Origin of the sequence: Pseudomonas sp. CFBP13509 (assembly GCF_005233485.1) — a bacterium.
Classification (GTDB): domain Bacteria; phylum Pseudomonadota; class Gammaproteobacteria; order Pseudomonadales; family Pseudomonadaceae; genus Aquipseudomonas; species Aquipseudomonas marginalis.
The window spans coordinates 19,388-41,686 of the sequence record NZ_QGAA01000026.1 but is presented as its reverse complement, the minus strand read 5'-3'; the positions used below and the strand labels follow the sequence as shown (position 1 = coordinate 41,686).

The 22,299-nt window shown below is 61.1% G+C and carries 27 protein-coding genes; 13 read left to right on the top strand and 14 right to left on the bottom strand.

What is annotated here, in order from left to right; translation table 11 throughout:
• Nucleotides 1-210 precede the first annotated feature (210 nt).
• The 3 genes from PspCFBP13509_RS28670 to PspCFBP13509_RS28660 form a co-directional block, all read right to left on the bottom strand.
• The gene (locus PspCFBP13509_RS28670; protein WP_065924380.1) at nt 211-765 is read right to left on the bottom strand and encodes a hypothetical protein; all 555 of its coding nucleotides are present in this window, start codon (nt 763-765) and stop codon (nt 211-213) included.
• 72 nt (nt 766-837) lie between these two features.
• The gene (locus tag PspCFBP13509_RS28665) at nt 838-2,646 is read right to left on the bottom strand and encodes a monovalent cation:proton antiporter-2 (CPA2) family protein (protein WP_065949041.1); all 1,809 of its coding nucleotides are present in this window, start codon (nt 2,644-2,646) and stop codon (nt 838-840) included.
• 126 nt (nt 2,647-2,772) lie between these two features.
• Nucleotides 2,773-3,630, bottom strand: coding sequence for an EamA family transporter (locus PspCFBP13509_RS28660; protein WP_137213016.1), 858 nt, complete (start codon nt 3,628-3,630; stop codon nt 2,773-2,775).
• Between the two features lie 104 nt (nt 3,631-3,734).
• Here PspCFBP13509_RS28660 and PspCFBP13509_RS28655 point away from each other — a divergent pair, with 104 nt between their 5' ends.
• The 3 genes from PspCFBP13509_RS28655 to PspCFBP13509_RS28645 all read left to right on the top strand — a co-directional run bounded on the left by PspCFBP13509_RS28655 (nt 3,735) and on the right by PspCFBP13509_RS28645 (nt 7,525).
• Nucleotides 3,735-4,517: an AraC family transcriptional regulator gene (locus tag PspCFBP13509_RS28655; protein ID WP_065924383.1), complete on the top strand. Its 783-nt coding sequence runs from the start codon at nt 3,735-3,737 to the stop codon at nt 4,515-4,517.
• A gap of 93 nt (nt 4,518-4,610) precedes the next feature.
• Nucleotides 4,611-6,164 carry a DUF726 domain-containing protein gene (locus PspCFBP13509_RS28650; protein WP_065924384.1) on the top strand — a complete coding sequence of 518 codons (1,554 nt, stop codon included), beginning with the start codon at nt 4,611-4,613 and terminating at the stop codon, nt 6,162-6,164.
• Nucleotides 6,165-6,205: 41 nt separating this feature from the next.
• Nucleotides 6,206-7,525: an Nramp family divalent metal transporter gene (locus PspCFBP13509_RS28645; protein WP_065924385.1), complete on the top strand. Its 1,320-nt coding sequence runs from the start codon at nt 6,206-6,208 to the stop codon at nt 7,523-7,525.
• A gap of 21 nt (nt 7,526-7,546) precedes the next feature.
• On the opposite strand, the gene PspCFBP13509_RS28640 is transcribed toward PspCFBP13509_RS28645, so the two are convergent.
• The 3 genes from PspCFBP13509_RS28640 to PspCFBP13509_RS28630 form a co-directional block, all read right to left on the bottom strand.
• Nucleotides 7,547-7,924, bottom strand: coding sequence for a type II toxin-antitoxin system VapC family toxin (locus PspCFBP13509_RS28640; RefSeq protein WP_065924386.1), 378 nt, complete (start codon nt 7,922-7,924; stop codon nt 7,547-7,549).
• On the bottom strand, nt 7,921-8,280 hold the full coding sequence (locus tag PspCFBP13509_RS28635; protein ID WP_235865582.1) for a type II toxin-antitoxin system Phd/YefM family antitoxin: 360 nt from the start codon (nt 8,278-8,280) through the stop codon (nt 7,921-7,923). Before PspCFBP13509_RS28635 ends, PspCFBP13509_RS28640 begins: the two co-directional genes overlap by 4 nt.
• 116 nt (nt 8,281-8,396) lie before the next feature.
• Nucleotides 8,397-9,329, bottom strand: coding sequence for a LysR family transcriptional regulator (locus tag PspCFBP13509_RS28630; RefSeq protein ID WP_137213015.1), 933 nt, complete (start codon nt 9,327-9,329; stop codon nt 8,397-8,399).
• 117 nt (nt 9,330-9,446) lie between these two features.
• Here PspCFBP13509_RS28630 and PspCFBP13509_RS28625 point away from each other — a divergent pair, with 117 nt between their 5' ends.
• The 3 genes from PspCFBP13509_RS28625 to PspCFBP13509_RS28615 all read left to right on the top strand — a co-directional run bounded on the left by PspCFBP13509_RS28625 (nt 9,447) and on the right by PspCFBP13509_RS28615 (nt 10,651).
• Nucleotides 9,447-9,935 (top strand): DMT family transporter, encoded by a 489-nt coding sequence (locus tag PspCFBP13509_RS28625; RefSeq protein WP_027607513.1) that lies wholly within the window; start codon nt 9,447-9,449, stop codon nt 9,933-9,935.
• Nucleotides 9,936-9,939: 4 nt separating this feature from the next.
• Nucleotides 9,940-10,392 (top strand): DMT family transporter, encoded by a 453-nt coding sequence (locus tag PspCFBP13509_RS28620; RefSeq protein WP_065924387.1) that lies wholly within the window; start codon nt 9,940-9,942, stop codon nt 10,390-10,392.
• Nucleotides 10,393-10,480: 88 nt separating this feature from the next.
• Nucleotides 10,481-10,651: a metallothionein gene (locus PspCFBP13509_RS28615; protein ID WP_074846300.1), complete on the top strand. Its 171-nt coding sequence runs from the start codon at nt 10,481-10,483 to the stop codon at nt 10,649-10,651.
• Between the two features lie 44 nt (nt 10,652-10,695).
• Here PspCFBP13509_RS28615 and PspCFBP13509_RS28610 read toward each other — a convergent pair whose 3' ends face one another.
• Nucleotides 10,696-10,959 (bottom strand): hypothetical protein, encoded by a 264-nt coding sequence (locus tag PspCFBP13509_RS28610; protein WP_027607511.1) that lies wholly within the window; start codon nt 10,957-10,959, stop codon nt 10,696-10,698.
• A 16-nt stretch (nt 10,960-10,975) separates the two neighbouring features.
• Nucleotides 10,976-11,218 carry a DUF6555 family protein gene (locus tag PspCFBP13509_RS28605; protein WP_065924388.1) on the bottom strand — a complete coding sequence of 81 codons (243 nt, stop codon included), beginning with the start codon at nt 11,216-11,218 and terminating at the stop codon, nt 10,976-10,978.
• A 116-nt stretch (nt 11,219-11,334) separates the two neighbouring features.
• Here PspCFBP13509_RS28605 and PspCFBP13509_RS28600 point away from each other — a divergent pair, with 116 nt between their 5' ends.
• From PspCFBP13509_RS28600 to PspCFBP13509_RS28590, 3 genes are all read left to right on the top strand, one after another.
• Nucleotides 11,335-12,111: an AraC family transcriptional regulator gene (locus PspCFBP13509_RS28600; protein WP_065924389.1), complete on the top strand. Its 777-nt coding sequence runs from the start codon at nt 11,335-11,337 to the stop codon at nt 12,109-12,111.
• Nucleotides 12,112-12,180: 69 nt separating this feature from the next.
• Nucleotides 12,181-12,354, top strand: a complete 174-nt coding sequence (locus PspCFBP13509_RS28595; protein ID WP_017849167.1) for a DUF1427 family protein — start codon at nt 12,181-12,183, stop codon at nt 12,352-12,354.
• A 30-nt stretch (nt 12,355-12,384) separates the two neighbouring features.
• Complete coding sequence (locus tag PspCFBP13509_RS28590) at nt 12,385-13,344, top strand: quinone oxidoreductase family protein (RefSeq protein ID WP_065949038.1); 960 nt, start codon at nt 12,385-12,387, stop codon at nt 13,342-13,344.
• Between the two features lie 16 nt (nt 13,345-13,360).
• On the opposite strand, the gene PspCFBP13509_RS28585 is transcribed toward PspCFBP13509_RS28590, so the two are convergent.
• From PspCFBP13509_RS28585 to PspCFBP13509_RS28575, 3 genes are all read right to left on the bottom strand, one after another.
• On the bottom strand, nt 13,361-14,389 hold the full coding sequence (locus PspCFBP13509_RS28585; RefSeq protein WP_065949037.1) for a purine-nucleoside phosphorylase: 1,029 nt from the start codon (nt 14,387-14,389) through the stop codon (nt 13,361-13,363).
• A gap of 14 nt (nt 14,390-14,403) precedes the next feature.
• A complete protein-coding gene (locus PspCFBP13509_RS28580) occupies nt 14,404-15,351 on the bottom strand; it encodes a nucleoside-specific channel-forming protein Tsx (protein ID WP_065949036.1) in 948 nt (315 codons plus the stop codon).
• Nucleotides 15,352-15,506: 155 nt separating this feature from the next.
• Nucleotides 15,507-16,445, bottom strand: a complete 939-nt coding sequence (locus tag PspCFBP13509_RS28575; RefSeq protein ID WP_065924393.1) for an AraC family transcriptional regulator — start codon at nt 16,443-16,445, stop codon at nt 15,507-15,509.
• A gap of 210 nt (nt 16,446-16,655) precedes the next feature.
• On the opposite strand from PspCFBP13509_RS28575, the gene PspCFBP13509_RS28570 reads away from it, so the two are divergent.
• Both PspCFBP13509_RS28570 and PspCFBP13509_RS28565 read left to right on the top strand, forming a co-directional pair.
• Complete coding sequence (locus PspCFBP13509_RS28570; RefSeq protein WP_065924394.1) at nt 16,656-17,966, top strand: ABC transporter substrate-binding protein; 1,311 nt, start codon at nt 16,656-16,658, stop codon at nt 17,964-17,966.
• A 22-nt stretch (nt 17,967-17,988) separates the two neighbouring features.
• Nucleotides 17,989-18,762, top strand: coding sequence for an L-iditol 2-dehydrogenase (locus PspCFBP13509_RS28565; RefSeq protein ID WP_137213014.1), 774 nt, complete (start codon nt 17,989-17,991; stop codon nt 18,760-18,762).
• A gap of 165 nt (nt 18,763-18,927) precedes the next feature.
• Here PspCFBP13509_RS28565 and PspCFBP13509_RS28560 read toward each other — a convergent pair whose 3' ends face one another.
• A complete protein-coding gene (locus tag PspCFBP13509_RS28560; RefSeq protein WP_083381361.1) occupies nt 18,928-19,554 on the bottom strand; it encodes a DUF1349 domain-containing protein in 627 nt (208 codons plus the stop codon).
• Between the two features lie 282 nt (nt 19,555-19,836).
• On the opposite strand from PspCFBP13509_RS28560, the gene PspCFBP13509_RS28555 reads away from it, so the two are divergent.
• Nucleotides 19,837-20,619, top strand: a complete 783-nt coding sequence (locus tag PspCFBP13509_RS28555; protein WP_074846311.1) for a DUF4253 domain-containing protein — start codon at nt 19,837-19,839, stop codon at nt 20,617-20,619.
• On the opposite strand, the gene PspCFBP13509_RS28550 is transcribed toward PspCFBP13509_RS28555, so the two are convergent.
• Together PspCFBP13509_RS28550 and PspCFBP13509_RS28545 are read right to left on the bottom strand one after the other, a co-directional pair.
• Nucleotides 20,545-20,775 carry an alpha/beta fold hydrolase gene (locus PspCFBP13509_RS28550; protein WP_137213013.1) on the bottom strand — a complete coding sequence of 77 codons (231 nt, stop codon included), beginning with the start codon at nt 20,773-20,775 and terminating at the stop codon, nt 20,545-20,547. The genes PspCFBP13509_RS28555 and PspCFBP13509_RS28550 overlap by 75 nt on opposite strands.
• A 31-nt stretch (nt 20,776-20,806) precedes the next feature.
• Nucleotides 20,807-21,499: an NUDIX hydrolase gene (locus PspCFBP13509_RS28545; RefSeq protein WP_065949033.1), complete on the bottom strand. Its 693-nt coding sequence runs from the start codon at nt 21,497-21,499 to the stop codon at nt 20,807-20,809.
• 146 nt (nt 21,500-21,645) lie between these two features.
• Between PspCFBP13509_RS28545 and PspCFBP13509_RS28540 the strand changes: the two genes are divergently transcribed.
• Nucleotides 21,646-22,293, top strand: a complete 648-nt coding sequence (locus PspCFBP13509_RS28540; protein WP_065924397.1) for a nicotinamidase — start codon at nt 21,646-21,648, stop codon at nt 22,291-22,293.
• Nucleotides 22,294-22,299: the final 6 nt, after the last annotated feature.

Sequence of the window (22,299 nt, the reverse complement as noted above, 5' to 3'; positions counted from 1 at the left end):
GCTTGCCCTAATGCCAGTCAGCTAAGGCTTTTTGTAGGAGCGAGCTTGCTCGCGAAAAACTCACAGACGCCGCGTTCATTCAGGAAGCACGCGTTATCGTTGACGTTTTTCGCGAGCAAGCTCGCTCCTACAGGAGGCGATGTACGCTTAACTGACTGGCATTAGGGCAAGCCCCCTCCCACATTTGATGGGCGTTGTCAGGACTCTTTGTTATTTGCCGCCGGTAATCTGCTTCACCAGCTCTGCATGCCCCTTCGTATCATCGGCCCGCGAGATCGCCTGGATTACCAGCAAGTGGTTGCCGGAGCCGCCGAGAAACGTGGAGTTCAAGGTCTTGCCACCGCCCTGGGTGGCGGTGCTGTCCACCTGGCGCAGGCCGAGGCCCTTGAAGGTCAGTTTCTTCTCGCTCAGCTTCTTGAAGTCGGGCAGGGCAGCGCTCTGGTCCTTGACGAAGCCGGCCACGGCGCCATCGAGGAACTGCGGGTCGTTGTCCTTGATGCTCACCCCGTCGTTACGCACGGTTTCGGCGACGATCACCACGCTTTTCGTGGTCTGGTTGGCGTACATCGTGCCTTGGGTATCAGCGGTGCCGTCCTCGGCCTTGCCGGCCGGGAGGGTGTCGGCGGCGTAAGCCTTGGGCAGATTGAAGTTGAACTTACCGCCCAAGGTGGAAATGGTTTGCGTGGCCGGCTTGGCGGCGGCGAAGACGCTGCCGGCGGTCAGCGCGAGGGCCAGCAGGATAGCGGTCTTGGTGAACGTGGCCATGAAGCGCTCCAGGGGTGAACGAGATTGCGGCACATTCTGTCAGAAAATTCGCAATATCGTTCGCCCTTAGCCTCACACCTTGTCGGACTCTTCCTCAAGCCGATCCATCTCAAACAGTCGCGCCAGTTCCGCCCGGGCTTCCTGGGCGGTTTGCATCACCTTGGCCGCATCGTCGTACACCGCGTGCTGGGCGGCGAGCACTTGCAGGTCGTGGTGCTTGAAGCGGGTGATGCGGGCATCGGCCTGGGCCTGGGTCAACCCAAGGCCCACCAGGGTGCGACGGCTCATTTCCAGGCTGGAGTAGAAGGTCTCGCGAACCGGCGAGGCGTCGAGGTCCACCAGGCGGTGCACGTGCTGGCGGTTACGCGCACGGGCGATGATCTGCATGTGCGGGTAGAGGTTGCGCACCAGTTCGGCGGTCTTGATGTTGATCTCCGGGTCGTCCATGGCGATCACGAAGAACTCGGCCTGGTCGACCTTGGCGGCGTGCAGGATCTCCGGACGTTGCGGATCACCGTAGAACACCGGCATGCCGCCGAAACTGCGGGTCAGCTCGATGGTTTCCACCGAGGTGTCGAGGGCGATGAAGGAGATGTTCTGCGCGCGCAGGATCCGCGCGACGATCTGGCCCATACGGCCCATGCCGGCGATCACCACGCGCGGCGCATCGCTTTCGATGGTGCGGTATTCCTCCGGTACTTCCACCGGCTTGACCTTGGGCTTGAACAGCTTGGGGCAGACCAGCAGCAACAGCGGGGTGACGGCCATGGACAGGGTGATGGTCAGCACTAGCACGTCGTAGAGGTGCGGTTCGAACAGGCCCTGGTCGCGGCCGATCTTGAACACCACAAAGGCGAACTCACCGCCCGCCGCCAGCACCACACCCAGGCGCAGGGCGCTTTCGCGGTTGAGATCACCTACCATGCGGCCCACGGCGTACAGCAGCGGCAGCTTCAAACCGATCAACAGCAGGGTCAGGCCGATCACCACCAGCGGTGAGCTGAGCAGCAGGCTGAGGTTGGCGCCCATGCCCACGCTGATAAAGAACAGCCCCAGCAGCAGGCCCTTGAACGGCTCGATCTGGGATTCCAGTTCGTGGCGGTACTCCGAGTCCGCCAGCAGCAGGCCGGCGAGGAAGGCGCCGAGGGCCATGGACACACCCACCAGTTCCATCAGCCAGGCGGTGCCGATCACCACCAACAGGGCGGTGGCGGTGGACACTTCGCGCAGGCCGGTCTTGGCGACGATGCGAAACACCGGCCGCAGAAGGTAGCGGCCGCCGATGATCACCACGGCAATACTGCCGAGGATCTGCAGGACGTGTTGCAGGCCCTGGGCTTCGGTGGTCGGATGATCGCTGCCGGCCAGCAGCGGCACCATGGCAATCAACGGGATCGCGGCGATGTCCTGGAACAGCAGGATCGCAAACGCCAGGCGCCCGTGGGGCTGGTTCAGCTCCTTGCGCTCGGCCAGGCTTTGCAGGCCGAACGCGGTGGACGACAGCGCCAGGCCAAGGCCGAGCACGATTGCGCTGTTCCACGACTGGCCAAACAACCACAACGCCACCGCTCCCATGACCAGGCCGGTGAGCAGCACCTGGGCCAGGCCGACGCCAAATACCGCCTTGCGCATCACCCATAAACGCTTGGGCGACAGCTCCAGGCCGATGATAAACAGCAGCAACACCACGCCCAGTTCGGAGAACTGCGCGACGCTTTGCGGGTTGCCAATCAGGCCCAACACCGACGGACCGATGATCACGCCGGCAAAGAGATAGCCCAGCACCGCGCCCAATTGCAGGCGCTTGGCCAGGGGCACGGTCAGCACGGCGGCGAGCAGGAACACCACGGCTGCTTGTAACAGATTGCCTTCATGGGGCATTGCGAACTCCAGGATCTTTAAAACCAATCGACAGGAGGGTATTAGAGCGCTTTTTACCTTTCGAAAATTGTGTTTTTGCTGCGTTTGAGGGGACAACACGCCAGTGTGTGTCTGGCGGCGGGCGGTTCACACCGGCTTGCGGTATAAACCCACGGCCAGGCCGACGATGATGATCGCAATCGAGATCAGGTCTGGCGCGGGAACGCGCTCGCCAATCAGCAGCATCGAACTGCTGATCCCGAACACCGGAATCAACAACGACAGTGGCGCCACCGTGGACACCGGGTACAGCTTGAGCAGCGAGTTCCAGCCCCAGTAGGCAAAGTGCGTCGCCAGGTACACCTGAAACAGAATGGACAGGATCGCAATGATGTCGAGGCTGGATTGCAAGCCTTCGAACGGCGCGCTGCCATGCATCAGCCAAGCCATGAGAAATAACGGGATCGGCGGAAACAGGCTGGCCCACACCATGAACGAGAAGACCTCAGTGACCCCCGACTTCTTGATGATGACGTTACCCACGCTCCAGGCCAGCGCACTGAGTACGATCAACATCACACCCAGCACTGCGTGGCTGCCTTCTCGGGTGGAGATGATAGCTGCCAGGCCGATCAGGGCCATAAATGCACCCGCCATTTGCGTCCCGCGGAGTGTTTCCCTGAACAACACGCAACCCCAGCCCATTGTGAAAAATACGCTGAGTTGAATGATCAATGACGCGATGCCGGGGCTCACACCCCTCTCGATGCCATAGTTGATCACGCCCCACATGCCCAGCCCGAAGATGACGCCGTAGGCGGCCACGTAGCTGAATTTGACGGCGGGGCGCTTGATGAAGAACACCAGCGGCAGGGCGGCGAGGGAAAAGCGGATGCCCGTGAGGACAAAAGGGTCGACCGAGCGCAGGCCGAGTTTGGTGATGGGGAAATTCACCCCCCATACCAGGGTGACGAGCACGGCTAGCGCCAGGTGTTTTTTCAGCATGGAATGTTCCCTTGGTCATGACGCTTTTTCGAGGGCGTTGATGTTAGGGGAGTGGCGGGTTGGCCCGCTTGCTATGCAAGGCCATCTTTTGACAGAATCGGGCCATGATTCCGACCTTTGATTCCGCCAGCCCAGAAGCCGTGGTAACGCTGCGCGAATACCCTTGCGGCACCGTCTTTGAGCGGCACACGCACTCACGTGGGCAGTTCGCCTATGCCTCCACCGGCGCGCTGAAAATGTTCACCGATCTCGGCAACTGGGTGGTACCGCCGCAACGGGCGATCTGGGTGCCGGGTGGTGTGCCCCATGAAATGCATATGCGCGGGGATGTGGTGATGCTCAATACCTACCTGGACACCGATGCCGCTAAGCGGGCGCGGTTGCAGGACCGCTGCCAGGTGTTTGAAGTGTCGCCCCTGCTCAGGCATTTACTGGAGGCGGCGCTGGCTATCGACTCCTCGGCATTACCCAGCGTGAGGCATCACTGCGTGCTGACGCTGTTGATTGATGAAATCGGAGCCATGCCCGAGCTGCCACTCAGCGCGCCATTGCCGTGCGAGCCGCGGCTGGCACGAGCGTGTCAGCGCTTCCTGGATGCGCCCACGCAGAAAATCACCCTCGACGAGATGGCTGATTGGTCGAACATGAGTCGGCGCACCTTCACCCGCCATTTCTACGAGGGCACGGGGATGACGTTCGTGTCCTGGCGCCAGCAGGTGTGCCTATTGGAAGCCACCGCACGGCTAAGCCATGGCACGTCCATCACCGATGTCGCGTTCGAATTGGGGTTCAGCAGTTCCAGTGCATTCACCTCCGTGTTCCGGCGCAACCTGGGGGATTCGCCGGCGCGCTACCTGGCCAAATCAAAGGCTGCGGCGCAGTTCTGAGCCTTCGCGACCGCCACGCCGGTCAGGATTCACCGTTCTACAGGCCTCCCTTTGTTATTATCGCCGTCCCTCGTTACCAGGAGTCACCGGCCCATGCAGCACCAGTGGGATGAAATGCACCGCACCCGCAAGCCCACGTTCGTATTGTGCGGCGAGCCTCAGGGCGATGTGCTCAATCTCTATGTTCACGGTTACTCGGCGTTCTTTAACCGGCAACAGCTGGGCAATTTCAAGCAACAGCTGGCGGGTATCGAGGGTTCGACCAACCTGATGCTGTTCTGGCCGGCGGGGCATTTTCTGGAAAACCTGTTTGCGCCCTTCAAGGAGGTGATCGCCGCGATGCTGGGTGGTGGCAGCATCGGTGCCGCGACCGTCGGCGTGGGCAAGGCGATTGCCTATTTTCTCGACCACTACAAAAGCGTCGAGGCGCGGGTGGAGGAAGTGGCCAGGAGCTTACTGCCGGAGCTGGCCAGCTACCTGCATGGCGAGGCGCTGCAGGTGCGGCGTATCAACCTGATCGGGCATTCCCTGGGGGCGCGGATTCTGGTCAAGAGCCTGCTTGCCAGCCCGGATACCGCACGGGAACTGCCGTTGGACAACCTGCTGTTGATGGGCGGAGCGATCTGTACGTCCAGCCCTTGGGATGAGGTGTGTGCGCCGCTCAAGGGGCGGGTGATCAATTGCCACTCCAGCAAGGACTGGGCCCTGGCCATGAAGCCGGACACCGAGCGGTGCATCGGCCGGTATGCGATCCCGGTGACGCCGGCACTCAAGGCCAAGGTTACCAATGTGCACCTGGCTACCTTTGATCATGCCGCGTACTGGCCGCAGTTGCAGACCGTGGTGCAGTACACCGACCTCTTGCATGAGCGGCGCGGCGTGATCCGCGCCGACCAGCGCAGTAGCGAGGTACGCTTTGCCGAAGAGGACACCGACTTGCTTGCGGCCCTGGTGCAGGCGCGGCCGGAGGAGCTGGCGTTCCTGGCCGAATTGATGGCGCAAAAGCGCAGTGCGTCGATTGACGCCACGGTACGCGAGCCGCTCAAGCTGGCCATCGAGTTGCAGCGCATGGGCGGCGACAGCTTTATGAACCTTGCCCGTGGCCATGGCGTGAACTATCGGCAGATTGCCGAAGAGGTGGCGCAGCGACTGGGAATCAAGTTTGCCGAGCCCGTTGAAACGGTGGCACTGGCTGACCTCGAAGCCCAGGTCGCGGAAAAACTGCTCGAGCAGTACAAGGACAAACTCAGCCACGCCGACCGCCAGGTATTCGACGCTGAACTCAAGGCGGCGGCGCAAAAGGAGCTGGGTCTGTTCAGCCGTTTCGATGTCGGCCGAACAGCCACTACGGCGTTGAGCGGCACGGCGCTGGCCGGGTTGACCGGGTTTATCCTGCGTCGTGGTGCGGCCTCCGCGATCCCGGTGGTCGGCCAGGCGTTGGCGGCGGCGATGTTGCTGGTGAGCGGTGTACGGGCGTTTTCCGGCCCGGCGTACTCGATCACCACCCTGGCCGTGCTGGTGATCGGGGTGATTCGCCAGCGCATGGAGCGTGAAGCCTTGAACCAGGAGATGGACCTGGTGGTACAGGTCGTGGAGGCGTTTGACCTGCCTCGGGAGACGGTGATGCGCACGGTTGCGTCCGACTGATAAGCTGAGCCCCTGTCGAGTATGTTTGCCTGGGATACCGCGTGAAATTCAGCCTGCCGAAAATCGCTACCGCTCCATTCTGCCCGCCGGAAGTGGCCGGCTCCGTTGCCGTTGACCCCAAGGCGTCCTTCTTCAAGCGCATCCTGATGTTCGCCGGCCCCGGCCTGCTGATCTCCATCGGCTACATGGACCCAGGCAACTGGGCCACGGCCATCGAAGCCGGGTCGCGCTACGGCTACAGCCTGTTGTTCGTGGTATTGCTCGCCAGCCTGGCGGGGATGGCGGTGCAGTGCCTGTGCTCGCGGTTGGGTATCGCTACCGGCAAGGACTTGGCGCAACTGTGCCGTGAGCGCTACAGCAAACGCTCCGCACGCACCCAGTGGGTGCTGGCGGAAATCTCCATCATCGCCACCGACCTCGCCGAAGTACTCGGCTGCGCCCTGGCGTTTCACCTGCTGCTGGGCGTTTCCCTGACCACCGGTATTGTCATCACCGCCTTCGATACGCTGTTGGTCCTGGCCCTGCAAAACCGTGGTTTTCGCCGCCTGGAGGCGATCATGCTGGCGCTGGTGGCGACCATCGGCGTGTGTTTCTTCATTGAGCTGGTGCTGATCAAACCGTATTGGCCGGATGTGTTCAGTGGCTTCACCCCATCCCTGTCGGCCATCAGCGATGCCGCGCCGTTGTACCTGGCCATCGGTATTCTCGGCGCCACGGTGATGCCCCATAACCTCTACCTGCACAGCTCGATCGTGCAAACCCGCCTGATCGGCAAAGACCTCGCCAGCAAACAGGACGCGGTCAAGCTGGCCCGGATCGACACCATTGGCTCCCTGGCCCTGGCACTGCTGGTCAACGCCGCGATCCTGATACTCGCCGCCTCCGCCTTCTACAAGACGGGGCACACTGAGGTGGTGGAGATCCAGGACGCCTACCGCTTGCTCGACCCGCTGGTGGGCGGCGCCTTTGCCAGCATCCTGTTCGGCATCGCCTTGCTGGCGTCCGGGCAAAGCTCGACCTTTACCGGCACCATCGCCGGGCAAGTGATCATGGAGGGCTACCTCAACCTGCGCATTCCCTGCTGGCAACGCCGCCTGATCACCCGTGGGCTGGCGCTGATCCCGGCGTTTCTCGGGGTGTGGTTGATGGGCGACCAGGCCATTGGCAAGCTGCTGATCCTCAGCCAGGTGGTGCTCAGCCTGCAGTTGCCGTTTGCGTTGTACCCGTTGATCCGCATGACCGGCGACAAGCAGCTGATGGGGCCGTTCGTCAATCGCCTGCACACTCGGGTGTTGGCGTGGTTTCTGTTTGCGCTGATCAGTGGCGCCAATGCGTGGTTGATTGGGCAGTGGGTGTTCTGAGTTCCAGGCCGTGGGTGCGGGCTATACCAGGATTGCCAAGGATGTGTACTGGGCAATCTGCGTGTCGGCGGTCAATAGTCTCATCGGTTCACTGATGGCTGTCGCTACGATAAGCCGATCAAAAGGGTCTTTGTGATGAGGCTCAAGATCCTTGACGGCAATCGCGTGTTCCGAGGTGATGGGCAGTTCGACGAAACCGCTTTCAAGGCAGTATTCCCGGATTTCGTCCAGGTCTGCATCGAGTTTTCCAAGGCCGACCTTGATCGCCATTTCCCAGAAGGTTGCCGCGCTGACGTAGATCTCTGCGGCATTCTCGATCAGTCGTCGGGCTTTGCTGGATAGCTTCGGGTCGTCAGTCAGTGCCCAGAGCAGAACATGGGTATCCAGCAGCACCCTCATGGATGGCTGCCCTCAAACGCATCCAGCAGATCGGCTGGCAGGGGCGCATCAAAGTCCTCGGGGACAACGAGCTTTCCTTTCATCGCGCCAATTCGCTGACCTTTGGATTTCCCCACGGGGACGAGTTGCGCCATCGCACGTCCATGCTTGGCAATGGTGATAATTTTGCCGGCGGCGGCGTCATCCACCAGTTTTGACAGGTTATTCTTTGCTTCGCCCAAGGGTACGGTAATCATGAGGTGCTCCGCGTATTTTGGCCAAATATAGCCAAAACTGGGTGAGCTATCCAAGACGAGCCGACCGCTGGTTGCCGCCACACGTTCAGCGCGCGACGGCTTTGGGTACATGAAAACCATGGCATCTCTCCAAAAAGACATCGCCAAAGTCTGCCCCAATGCACCCGGTCCAAAATAGAGTGGCCCGTTAAATCAGACCGAGCCTACTTTTACTACTCGGAAAATTCCTCAACCGCTCATCGATCCCAATACGGCACCGTCCCAAAACACTCCACAAAATAATCGATCACCGTGCGCACCTTCAGGGACAGTCGTCGGCTCCCCGGCCACAGCGCAGCGATCTGCTGCGGCTCCAGCGTGGTCGCCACTTCATATTCCGTCAGTACCGCTTGCAGGGTGCCAGCACGCAGGCCTTCGCCGATCAGCCAGGACGGAAACACCACCAGGCCCAGGCCTTGTTCGGCGGCGTGGGTGAGGGTGTCGGCGTGGTTGCCGGTGATCGGGCCCTTGACGCTGTAGGGTGTCCAGTCGCCCTGGCCTTTGCGGAAGAACCAGCGTTGCTGGCCGGTGATGCCCTTGTAGGCCAGGCACTGGTGATGGAGCAGTTCCTCGGGGTGCTGGGGCGTGCCCTGGCGGGCCAGGTAGGCGGGGCTGGCGGCGAGGCGAAAGCGCTGGGGGGCGAAGATGCGTGCCTGCATGCTGGAGTCGTTGAGCACGCCGATACGGAACAGCAGGTCGGTGCCGTCTTGCAGCGGGTCGACGAAGGTGTCGGTTTGCTGGATGTCCAGTTGCAGCTTCGGGTAGCGCCGGCATAACTCGCCCAGCCACGGTGACAGGTGACGCTGGCCGAACACCATCGGCGCGTTGATGCGCACCAGGCCGCTGGGTTCGCTTTCCTGTTCCTGCAGGGCCTGGCCGGCGGCTTCCAGCTGTTCGAGCATCAAGCGCGCGTGTCGCCCCAGCAGGCGCCCGGCTTCGGTGGGGCTCACCGCGCGGGTGTGGCGGTAGAGCAACTGCTGGCCGAGGGCCTGTTCCATCAGTTGGATCTGCCGGGAGATGGAGGAGGGCGCCAGGCCTTCGCGGCGAGCCACTTCGGAAAAGCTGCAGTGATCCAGCACCGCGACGAACAGGCGCAGCGCCTTGAAACTCAATTCATTCAAGCCCTGCATCAGGCCTCCGGGTTGTGCGTAGTGCGCAAAGGTGTTGTCGGCATACTCCCATTTATCGCACAGGCAGGCCACCGGATAATGCGCGCCATGTTTCCTTTATTGACGCGCAGGTGATGTATGCAGGCCAGTTCTATCGAGGGTGTGGCGCAAGCCAGGCCAAAAAACAGCCTTTTACGGTTGCTGTTGTTGCCGCTGGTGATCCTGGCGGGCATGGGCCTGTCGGTGGAGGCCGGGTTGCTCGGGCCATTGGGCGTCCAGGTGGGACATTTATGGGCAACCTTGAGCATCTTCGGCGTCGGCTCGGCGATTCTGTTTTTGCTGCTGCTGTTCAGCGGCCCGCAGAAGGGCCCGGCGTTGTCCGAGTTGCCGCGCTGGCAACTGATCGGTGGGTTCCTGGGGCCGATGTATGTGGTGGTGCTGACCCTGGCCACGCCGCACATCGGTATTGCCATGACCATGATCGCGATTTTGTCCGGCCAGGTGGGCAAGAGCGTGCTGATCGACCATTTCGGCTGGTTCGGCACCGCACGCAAACGGGTCAATGGCGAGCGCTGGATAGCCCTGGCGTTGATTGTGGCGGCACTTGTTCTGATTGCACGAGGGTAAGGCGATGAATCTGATTCTGTTATTGGTGCTGGTGATTGCTGCCGGTGCGGTGCTGAGTGTGCAGGCGGCAATCAATGGTCGTCTCGGCCAGGCGGTGGGCGTGTTGCGCAGCAGTCTGCTGACGTTCGCAGTGGGCGCGCTCACCACCGCGTTGCTGATTTTCTTCTTCGAACCGGCCCAGGTCCTCAGCCTGCTGGACGTGCCCAAATGGCAACTGACCGGTGCATTGTTCGGCGTGGTGTACATGATGGTGATGGTCGGGGCCGTGCCGGTGGTCGGTACTGCAGTGGCAACCGTGGCCGTGATCACAGGGCAATTGGGCATGGGCATGCTGATCGATAACTTCGGTTGGCTGGGCAACCCGGCTGTCGAACTGTCGAGCAGCCGCATCCTGGCGATGGTGTGTCTGGCTCTGGCCTTGGTGTTCATGTACCGCAGCAATACGCGCACCGACTGATGGTTTGAACCATCGCCGAGGCCTGGCAGTCACTGCTTAAGGTGCCGGCAACCGCCGCACCGGACGACCATGAAGAAGGAGTCTGGCCATGCCTGATCAAACCTGTGCCTGCCCACATTGCAAGTGTGTGCTGGGCGTCGATGCGGTAATGAAGGACGGTAAGGGCTATTGCTGCCAGGGCTGCGCCGAGCACCATGCCCATGGCGAGCCTTGTGCGGCGGCGACGGGGTGCGAGTGCGCCAAGTCGGCTAAAGGCTGAATACGTTCGCAGGGAGCCTGAATAGCGGGCTCCCTGCGTATCGATTACTGGGGTTCCAGCTCCAGGCGCAGGCTGTGGTCGGACAAGCGCCGGCTGTCTTTTACCACGCCGCTGGTTCGTCGACCTTCGAGGGCCAGCACCAGGGTCTGCGCATCATGCAAATCGTCCGGCAGCGGCTGGAACACCTTCAGCACCAGCCAGCCGGGCTTATGCTGCACGCTCACCTGGCACTCGACATGCTTGGCCAATGGCCCGAACAACGTGTCCCGGGTGTAATCGATGCGCGCCTTGCCGTTGATTGAATCCATGCTCATTTCTCCTTGATCAAGCCTGGGCGCGCGCATCCGAGCGGCGCCATTGAACGTTTTTTATGCCGAATTTCTCGGCCTGTTCCTGGCTGGTTTTCTTCACCCGCTCGCGGGCGAAACGGCCGATACGGCCCACGCCGGCGTCACAGCTTGCCCAATGCCAGGCCTCCAAGGTATCCAGCTTTTCCAGACGAATAATGAATGACTTGGCTTCCTCATGAAGGGTGTAGTCGATCACAAACAGTTTTGCGTTATTCATTGGCCCCTCAACCCTGGTGGTGTAAGCAAGTGATCGCCCTCGGCGGCAAAAATTCACTCGGATTGTCCGGCGGTGGTCATTACCATGGCGGCTGACTCCCGATAGATGTGCTCCCCATGGCCCTGGCCGCACCCCCCGACCTCAGTGATCATGCCGTCCCCGTGCAACCCTTGGCGCGCACCTACCCGCGTGGCCTGTACGTGGAGCCCCATCGCCACGACTGGGGCCAATTGCTCTATGCCATGAGCGGCGTGATGTGGGTCGAGACGCCTCGTGAAGCCCTGGTGGTACCGCCCCAGCGCGCGGTCTGGCTGCCGCCGGGCGTGGAGCACGGCATCCGGGTGGTGTCGGATTTGCAGATGCGCAATATCTACTTGCGTCCGGCCTTGGCGGCGACATTGGACAGCCAGGTGCAAGTGATTGAAGTCGGTGGGCTGCTGCGTGAGTTGATCGTCACGCTGGTGGAACAGGGCGACAGCGGTGACGAGGGATATTACGCCGCCTTGGTCGGCCTGGCCCTGCTGGAGTTGCAACGGGCACGCCGCTCGCAGATCCGTATCGCCATGCCGGTGGAGGCCGATCGCCGGCTGATCAGCGCGTGCCAGGCGGTCATGGCGGCGCCGTCCCTGGAGATTCCTTTCGAGCAGCATGCGGAAGCGGCAGGTGCCAGCGTGCGCACCTTGGCGCGACTGTTCCAGCACCACCTGGGCATGGGCTTTGCCGAATGGCGCCGCCAGGTGCAATTGGCCACGGCGGTGGCCGAGCTGATCCAGGGCCAGTCGGTCAGTGCTGTCGCGCGTTCCCTGGGCTATTCGCCGAGCAGTTTCAGCGACATGTTCCGGCGTGAACTGGGGATGGCGCCTTCCCAGTACGTGAGTTGGCCGAAATCCTGAAGCCCTTGGCCGATGCTGCCGGGATGGGCTCCCTACACTAAGCCCATCAACCCAACAGGCGTCGCCCCCATGAGTTACCTGATCTCCCTTGCCATTGGCCTCTTTGTCGGCGTGATCTACGGCGCGCTGGACTTCCGTTCGCCCGCACCGCCTGCCATTGCGCTGGTGGGCCTGATGGGCATGCTGCTCGGCGAAAAACTCTGGCCCATGGGCCGGCAGTTGGTCAGCGGTTGGTTGTCCTGATTCCTTTTCTCCCTTCGATGGATACTGGCAATGAAAGCACTGCAATTTTCCACCACTGGCGACCTTGCCGCCCTGAGCTTCGTCGACGTCGCGACGCCGGTGCCGGCCGCCGATCAAGTGCTGGTACGGATCAAGGCGGCGGGCCTCAACCCCAGCGACGTGAAGAACGTACTCGGGCGTTTCCCCTACACCACCGTGCCGCGCATACCTGGCCGCGACTTCGCCGGCGTGGTGGTGCAAGGTCCGCAGGCGCTGGTGGGGCAGGAGGTCTGGGGCACCGGTCGCGACCTGGGCTTTTTCGCCGACGGTTCCCACGCCCAATACCTCACCGTGTCGGCCAAAGGCGTGGCGCACAAACCTGCCCACCTGAGTTTTGCCCAGGCCGCCAGCCTGGGTGTGCCCTACACCACGGCCTGGGATGCGCTGCAGCGCAGTGGCGTGGACAAAGGCACGTGCTTGCTGGTGATCGGCGCCAATGGGGCGGTGGGCAGCGCGGCATTAGCCTTGGGGAGGGTCCTGGGTGCGCAGGTGTTGGCAGCGGTGCGCAAGGCTGATCAGGTCGAGGTATTGCAGGGGCAAGGGTTCGACGCGATTGCGTTGGGCAAGCCCGAGGCGCTGGGCGCGCAGGTCAATGCGGTGTTCAAGGGCGGCGCCGATGTGATCTTCGACACCACCGGTTTCTGGCTGCCGGCGGCCGTGGCAGGCCTGGCGCCGTTCGGTCGCATCGCGATCATTGCCGCGCCGGTGGACGGTCACGTACAACTGCCGGCCCTGGCCCTGTATCGCAAGGGCGGCTCGGTGGTGGGGATCAATTCATTGCTCTACAACTGTGAGCAGTGCGCGGTGATGCTGGAGCAGTTCGGACGTTTTTTCGACGAAGGCTTGTTGCCGCTGCCCACCGGCCTGCGCGAGGTGGCGCTGGTCGATGGGGTGCAATGCTATGGGGAGGTGAACCAAGGCAGCGCGGACAAAATCATCTTCCTGCCTTGACACTTTTTGAGCGGCACTAGGCTTCTGGAACGCCTTTTTTCCAGGCCGACCAGTTGTTGAGGATCGCCTGTACCAGCGGGTTCCCCGTGCGGTACAGGTTTTCCAGCGCCGGTACGAACCCGCCCTGGTCGGCGTATTTGAGCAGGTTGTCGACTTCGCTGTAGCCGGGGTATGGGCGGTCGAAGTCCGAACCGGCACGTACGACGGCCAGGCGCTGGATGTCCACCAACCCCTCGCGACTGGCGCGCAGCAAGGCTTCGTACGTGGAGTTGTCTTCCTGTTGGGTGGTGCAGTACTCGCCTTTGTTATCCGTGAGCAACTTGGTCCACACCTCGGCGCGTTCGCTCAGGCGCGTACCGGAGAACCAGGTATTGCCCGCCAGGGTGTCGCAGCGGGTGACTTGCGGCGGCTGGTTGGCGGGCGCGGCGGGGTAGTGTTTGCGCCAGGCGGCGGACTCTTTGCTTTCCGTAAGTTCGACTGTGTGCGACAGGGCGAACGCCTTGGCCTGCAGCTTGGGGTTCAGTTCAAACACTTCGGTCTTGTAGTCCAGCGGCGGCTTTTCGTTGGGCCCCTTGGTGTTGATACCAAGGTAGCCGGTCGGCCAATCCTTGGGCGCATCCCGCGAATCCAGCTCCCACTGGGTGCCGAACTCCACCAGGTAGTGGGCCCAGGCGGCAGTGCCGATGGTGCCGTGTTTCGGGCTGATCCCGGCAATCCCGGCAATCAGGAAATAGCTCTGGCGCAGGTCGAACTTGGGCGACAACGCCAGGGCCAGGGTGGACGCGGCGGCGTTGGTCTGGCCCATGCCGGTCACCAGCAGGCACACGTCCCGGGTGTTGCAGCGGATCACCGGGTATTCGGCGGACAGGCCCGGCACGCGCACTTCTTGCTTGAGTTCCAGGCGGTCGATCCAGGTTTGCGCCTCGGGGGCGAACATGGTGATCAGCATCACCTTGGGCTTGATGGGGGCAGCAGAATCAGCCAGCACTACATGGGGCAGCAGGGCAAGGCCGACGGCCAGCGAAAGACGGGTAAATGTATTCATCTAATACTCCTTGATCAGAATTGGTAGCCCACGCCGGCGTAATAACCCCAGCCGTCGGAGCGGGCGCGGAAGTTACCCTCGCCGAAGTTCAACTCACTGCCATCTTCCCAGTTGCCGCCGTTATGAAAATAACGACCGACCAGGGTGAAGCGCAGGTGGGTGAAGGAATACAGCAGCACGTTGGTTGCCACCAGGGCGTTGGCGGTGCGCGCCGGGTTGTCCTTGTGCAGGTCCGAGCCGAAATCGTAGTTGGTGAAACCGATATAGGTCAGCGACGCACCGTTGTCGAACTTGCCGATGGGCACGATGTATTTCATCTGCGCGCGGTAGCCATCCCAGGAATACTCATTGCTGGCGCCGTAGTTTTCCCACTGGTAACGCCCGTAGAAGTTCGCCGACAAGTTGACTCGCGAATGGGTGTCGATGTCCGTACCGAGGCCGCTGTACAGGGTGTTGGCGCGGTTGGCTTTATTGCTGCCGTGGTCGTAGATCCAGTCGAACGCCACATACCATTCCTTGAACGGGCCGATGGCCAGGCTGCGTCCGGCCAGGTAGTCGATGGAGATACGCGGCTCGTGCTCCATGAAGACCGGCGAGCCATGGTCCCACGCGCCTTTGTCGTTACTGTTGCCGATGCCGAGGATCTTCGGCACGTCGATGTAGCCGTACAACTCGAAGGGCCCCTTGCGGCCGAAGTACTCGTATTCCAGGTAGACATCATCCTGGGGCTTGGGGCCGAAGCTGATGTCTTTACTGCCGATCAGTGTCAGATCCTGGTTGAACCATTCCGACAGATAGACGCCTTTTTTCGCCGGGCTGGCCTCAGGGCTCAGGGTTTCGCCCTGTGCTGAGTCATCCACGGATTTTTCCTGCGCCAAAATGGGCGCGCTGAGTACTCCCGTTACGGCGGCCAGTAGCAAGGAAACACCAAAGCAGGCACGGGGCTTTGAGGTGGGGTGCATTGAAAGTCCCTATTCGTACGCGGTTTGAACCCGATTCATCGGGTCGTGGTGAACTTGGCGGTCAAGTTCGTACCGCAAACGGTTGCACAGGCTGTACCAACTTTGCTTAATGGATTGAATGTCATGGAAAAAAGCCGAATTACTCGACCTTTTGATCAGAAATGACTGGGTGTCATTTTCTCGATGGGGTTGAACAGGTGTATCGGCGGTTCGCGGCGATATTCACTGGGCGTCTGGTGCATCTCGATCCGAAAGTGCCGGTTGAAGTTGGACAGGTTGGCGTAGCCCACTTCAAAACAAATATCCGCCACCGACATCTCGCTTTGCAGCAATAACCGACAGGCGCGTTGCACGCGGAATTTGCGCATCAGGTCGATAAACCCATGGCCCGTGTTGCGCTTGAAGAAACGTGAGAAGCCCGGTTCGCTCATGTCCAACTGTTGGGCGATGACCGAGAGGCGCACGTCGCCGGTGAGTTCGCGCATCAGGTAGTCGAAGGCCTTGTTGATGCGCTCGGCGCTGCGTGCGTCCAGGGTCGGGGCGTAACAGGGGCTGGCCAGGGCCTTTACCTGCTGCGCCGGAGCGTTTTTCAGGCTGTCGAGCAGTTGCAGGAACAGGGTCAGCCGTTGCAGGCCGTGGGCGTTGCCGATGGCCTCCATCAAGCGTGCGGCCTGCACGGCGGTGTCGCCGCTGAATTCCAGGCCGCGCCGGGCCTGTTCGAACAGCGCGTGCAAGTCGCCGAGTTCCGGCAGGGTGTCGCGCAGGGCGAGGAGGGCGGCGCCGTCGAATTGCAGCACCACGTCACGGCCGGCCAGGTGTTCGCCGGGCGCCAGTTCGCCGATCCAGTCGTGGGGCAGGTCCGGGCCGATCAGCGCCACATGCCCGGCACTGAACGCACCGATATAGTCGCCCGCCACCAACTTGCCGCTGCCCTGGCGAATCAGGTGGATTTCGAATTCGGGGTGGTGGTTCCAGCGCGCCAGATCGTAAGGGTAGTCGTGCTCGAACCAGCGAAAGCAGTGCTGCGGCTCGGGCAGGATCACCTCAAGCTCGGCGGGGCGGTGTTCGAACAGCTTGGCGCGACTGACGGGCATGGTGATGCCTCTTCTATGGGTGCAGTCGCCTCAAAATACGCGGGTGGCACTACCTGCGCTACCCCCGGTTTCGCCCGGCACTGATACTTTTTTGATCCTGAGCCAGCGGTTAAAAAAGTATCAGCCGCGCATGCGCCATGCGTTTGTGAGGGCTAGGCCCAAGCTGCTGTAATCGGCCCTCAACAACAAAAACAACAGGTGGAAACCGCTATGTCCAAGATTCCGCAAGCGTTGTTCCTGCTTTCCGGCCTGGCCTTGGCTTTGCCCAGCCAGGCAGCCGACACCGTGACCATCGCTACTGTCAATAACAGCGACATGATCCGCATGCAACGCCTCTCCAAGGTGTTCGAGCAGCAGCACCCGGACATCCAGCTCAACTGGGTGGTGCTGGAAGAAAACGTGCTGCGCCAGCGCCTCACCACCGATATCGCCACCCAGGGCGGCCAGTTCGATGTGCTCACCATCGGCACCTACGAAACCCCGCTGTGGGGCGCCAAGCGCTGGCTGGAACCACTGACCCAATTGCCGGCCGATTACGACGCCGACGATATCTTCCCCTCGGTGCGCCAGGGCCTGTCGGTCAACGGCACCCTGTATGCCTTGCCGTTCTACGGGGAAAGCACCGTCACCTACTACCGCACCGACCTGTTCAAGCAGGCCGGCCTGAGCATGCCGGCGCACCCGACCTGGACGCAGCTCGGTGAATTCGCCGCCAAGCTCACCGACAAGAACAACGGCCAATACGGCATGTGCCTGCGCGGCAAGGCCGGTTGGGGCGAGAACATCGCGTTGCTGAGCACCATGGCCAACGCCTTCGGTGCGCGTTGGTTCGATGAGCAGTGGAAGCCTGAGTTGACCAGTCCCGAATGGACCGCCGCCGCCAACTTCTACGTCAACACCCTCAAGCAATACGGCCCGCCCGGCGTGTCCAGCAACGGCTTCAACGAAACCCTGGCGTTGTTCAACAGCGGCAAGTGCGCGATCTGGGTCGATGCCAGCGTCGCCGGCTCCTTCACCACCGACAAGAGCCAGAGCAAGGTCGCCGACAGCGTAGGCTTCGCCGCGGCCCCCACCGAAGTCACCGACAAAGGCTCCTCCTGGCTGTACGCCTGGTCGCTGGCCATCCCGGCCACGTCCACGCACAAGGACGCCGCCAAGGCCTTTATCGCCTGGGCCACGTCCAAGGACTACATCCAGTTGGTCGCCGATAAAGAAGGCATCACCAACGTACCGCCTGGCACCCGCCAGTCCACCTATAACGCGTCGTACCTCCAGGCCGCACCGTTTGCCCAGGTGACCCTGGAGATGATGCGGCATGCCGACCCCGCGCACCCGTCGGCCAAACCCGTGCCGTACGTGGGCATCCAGTACGTGACCATCCCCGAGTTCCAGGCCATCGGCACGTCCGTCGGCAAGCTGTTCTCGGCGGCGTTGACGGGCGGCATGTCGGTCGAGCAGGCGTTGCTCCAGGCGCAGTCCACCACCGAGCGCGAAATGAAACGCGCCGGCTATCCCAAATAATGTTCAAAGGACACCCTGCCTTATGAAACGACTCGAAGGTAAGAGCGCGCTGATCACCGGCTCGGCGCGCGGGATTGGCCGCGCGTTTGCCCAGGCCTATCTCCATGAAGGCGCGACCGTCGCCATCGCCGACATCAACCTGCAGCGGGCCCAGGCCACCGCCGCCGAACTTGGCCCGCAGGCCTACGCGGTGGCGATGGACGTCACCGACCAGGCCTCCATCGACAGCGCGATTGCCGCCGTGGTCGCCCAGGTCGGCAAGCTCGACATCCTGGTCAACAACGCGGCGCTGTTCGACCTGGCGCCCATCGTCGATATCACCCGCGACAGCTTTGATCGGCTGTTCTCGATCAATGTCGCCGGCACGCTGTTCACCCTGCAAGCCGCCGCCCGGCAGATGGTCTGCCAGGGTCACGGCGGCAAGATCATCAACATGGCCAGCCAGGCCGGGCGGCGTGGCGAGCCGTTGGTGGCGATCTACTGCGCGACCAAGGCGGCAGTGATCAGCCTGACGCAATCGGCGGGGCTCAACCTGATCAAGCAGGGCATCAACGTCAACGCCATTGCCCCGGGCGTGGTGGATGGAGAGCATTGGGACGGGGTGGATGCGTTGTTCGCCAGGCATGAAGGCCTGGCGCCTGGCGAGAAGAAGCGGCGGGTGGGGGCGGAGGTGCCGTTCGGGCGGATGGGGACGGCCGAGGATTTGACCGGGATGGCGATTTTCCTGGCGTCGAAGGAGGCTGATTATGTGGTGGCCCAGACCTACAACGTCGACGGCGGCAACTGGATGAGCTGAAGTCATTCCCCAATCAAAACTGTGGGAGGGGGCTTGCCCCGGTACAGACCGCAGACACCTTTACATGTATGAATCATGGCCAGGAGGTAACTGGCCATGTCATGGAATCGAGAGTCCCCGATGGATCAAAAAGTCATCTGCTTGATTGCCTGCTCGACATACTGGCTAGCTCAAATCATGCAGGTCTCGCCCGATGGGCTGACTCAAAGACCATTCAGAAAACTTTACCCTCAACCCTTGCCGTTCCGGTGTGCAGCACATAGGGCCAACCGTATAGCTTTCCGCCTCTGGAAAGGGTGCAAGCCTGAGCAATGGCCAAGTCACGCCGTCCGTTGAGTACTGCAAGCGTAGTGCTCCATCGGAAATGGTTAAACGAAGCCAGAAATCATTTGGGTTACCGGTGAAGCAGCTAGGCGCCCAATCCGACCGGCCTTGGGTCAGCACGCTGCTGATCATTGGCATTCCATCGTTATATTCTATCCCCGCCTTGAGCCAAGTCTCCTCATTGAGCCTGACCATAATTCCGGCTTGATCATAGAGCTCGCGAAAATCGGCGTTAACTCTGACCTGAGCAGTAAAGCTTCCTGAGGTTGAAAACCCTAAGAAATGTCCGCTGTCGCGTATGAATCCGTAGTGCGTTTCACGCCAGAAGTCGGTTTGGGCGTCGGTAACCATCTCCAAGGTGCCGTCAGTAAAGACTTGGCAAAGGCTCGGTTTATTCAGCCAATTAGCAGTTCGCCAAATTGACGCTTCAATGTCCTGATTGACCTCTGCAGTCTGCTTTCTGTCCATCCTGTTACCTCCACAATTTATTGGGTGGATCTGCGTTGCAAGCCAGTGCCAACGCTGCGCTTTCTTCCCTGAGTCGATTAGAAATTGCATGGTAAGCCAGTTTTGCACATCAACATGACCTTGGAGTACGAACGTCAACGTTAGCGTAGCGTGCTGCTCTGTGATGGCAGGGGAGTCAAACCAAGTCCTGTTGTCGCTTGGAGGCAGATCTTCATATGATGATCCTGGAACGCTTAGGATTACTCACTCAATTCAGTAACAGCCTGGAGGAGGCCACGGTTTATGGATATCGAATTTCGCGGTAATGGTATGCGTGATAATCCGTCTGTAGGTACATGCGATGAGTACGGCGTGAGCGCAATTACCAGCGTTGACGATCTGACCGAAGCTCGTCGTAAGATTGCTGTGGCGCACCCAGGCTTTAAACCTCTGTTCTCGCTCGATGATCTGCACCAAGCCCGCTACACCTCGGGGCATGCGCGCAACAATTTAGGGATGGACGATGCATCGGAGCAGGACATAGCGGGCTTACCTCCAGAGTGCTTCGAGAATGGTGAATACATAGGCTATCCGACTACGAAAGCGGAGTTTGCAATCTGCTATCGCAATTTCATGAACTTGGCTGCAGTCACATCTTTCGAAGATGCTTGCGCTCATGGTTTGACACTCGATGAGCAGGCCCTGCAAGAGTGGATCGCTTACCAGAACGACCCTGTCTCTCTTCTAGAGCAGCCTCTTTCAGCGCTCCTGGTGCCCGTTCAGCAGTCTTGCCAGGCACTCGCGGCTTTCCCGAATGGCTATTTCACGTCCGACCTGGATCCTGCGAAAAACTTTGCGGTTGCGCGTCACTTTTCAGAAGCACATGGCTATGAGTTGATGGGCGTAGGTGCTTCTTACATCGGCTTCATTCGTGCTGAACCGCCTGATACATCCCTTGCTAACGTCGTAGCCAAAGACTTCTGTGCGCTCTACAACACCAGCGATGAAGACCTACAGACACGCATTTGTGCAGTCGCACAGGCGATCTCCGGCCGGACGCATTTGTGGCTCCGTTACGTGGAATGAGCTCCGTGCGTATGGGTGCATCACTTTCCCCATACCACGAGGATCGACCGCAATGACTCGATAAGCAGCGTCCACCAGTTGGGGCATTACATAGCGCCCTGCATACCAGCTCTGCGGCCAGCCAGGAATCAGCAAGATAGGCGGGCCCCCTCCCACATTTGAACGTCATCGTCCTTGAAAAGGGCGCCTAGTCGGCAAAACTGCGATCAAAGAAGTAAACCGCCCCAGGCTTCAGGTTCTCCACCGTCGCCTGGGGCCTGCCGCCTTCACCCTGCTTCTTGCGCCCCGTCTCGCGCAAATATCCCGCTTCCGTCAGCTTCAACAAGCGCTGGCGAATACTGGTCTTGAGCACCGGCCGCTCCAGCACCAGGGAAAAGATCGTGGTCGCCTCCGGCGCGCTGAACTCATTGCCCAGGAACATCAGCGGCAAGCTGCTGTACAGCGACTTGGAAAACAGGCGTTCCTGCACGGCCGCGACGATGCTGTTGTGATCGAACGGCAACTTGATGCTGCCATCGGCCACCGCCTGCAGCGGGAACCAGCCTTGATGCTCACTCGGCGCCACCTCATCCGCGACGATCGCCAGGTAGTACGTTGACGACGACCAGCAACGCGGGTCGCGAAACGCATCACCCACCGTGCCCACTTGCTCGCTCCAGGCCAGCTCCAGGCCGACCTTGCTGCTGGCGCGCAAGCGTTCCACCGCATCCTGGAGGCTCAGATCTTGCACGCCGCCATTCACCACCACCCCCGGCAACGCCCAATGCCCGGCGAAGGGCTCGGCTTCGCGCTTGTTCAGCAACAACTGGAGTTCCCCGGCGGCGCGGCAGTAGCACAGCACGCACAGGTCGACGGTATGGAGGTAGGGGCTAAGGGGCATGTGACGTCCTTCTGAACAGCGGTGGGGCACAGTCTAACGGATCGAACAGATATGTCATGTACCTGCGTCAGGATAGATAAATAAATGTTTCTTGCAATGAAAGTACATGACGTGTACTTTTGTTTCCAGGCCACAGGAGAACCGCCATGACCCTTGCGAAAACTGCCATTGCTTCATTCGACGTCGATGCCCAGAAGAGCTTCACGCCGCTGTGCCCCAACGAGTTGCCGGTGGCCGGCGGTGACCGGATCGGTGCCGAACTCAACTACATGGCCAGCCTCGCCGGCCACCGCGTCGGCAGCAAGGACGCCCACACTCCGCATGCACCCTGGGTGGTCGCCCAGCACAGCGAGATGCTCCAGCCCACCGGCCTGGTACACGCCGATGTGACCTGGGTCAGCCACTGCGTGCCGGGCACCGAAGGCTTTACCTTGCTCGACGAGCTGCCCACGCCCTATGACTACGACTACTTCATCTGGAAAGGCGTCGAACCCGACCTGCACCCCTATGGCGCCTGCTATCACGACCTGCACGACAAACTCTCCACTGGCGTGATCGAGTACCTCAAGGCCCAGGGCGTCACTCGCGTGATCGTCGGCGGCCTGGCCCTGGACTACTGCGTCAAGACCACCGCCTTGCAACTGCTCAAGGCCGGCCTGGAGGTGGTCCTGCACCTGCCGGCGTGCCGGGGGATCAGTGAGGAGGGCGGTGTACAGGCCGTCAATGAGTTGCTCAAGGCCGGTGCCGTCATCAGCAGCACCCGCGAAGAACTGGCCGCGATGGCCACGCGTTAAGGAGAT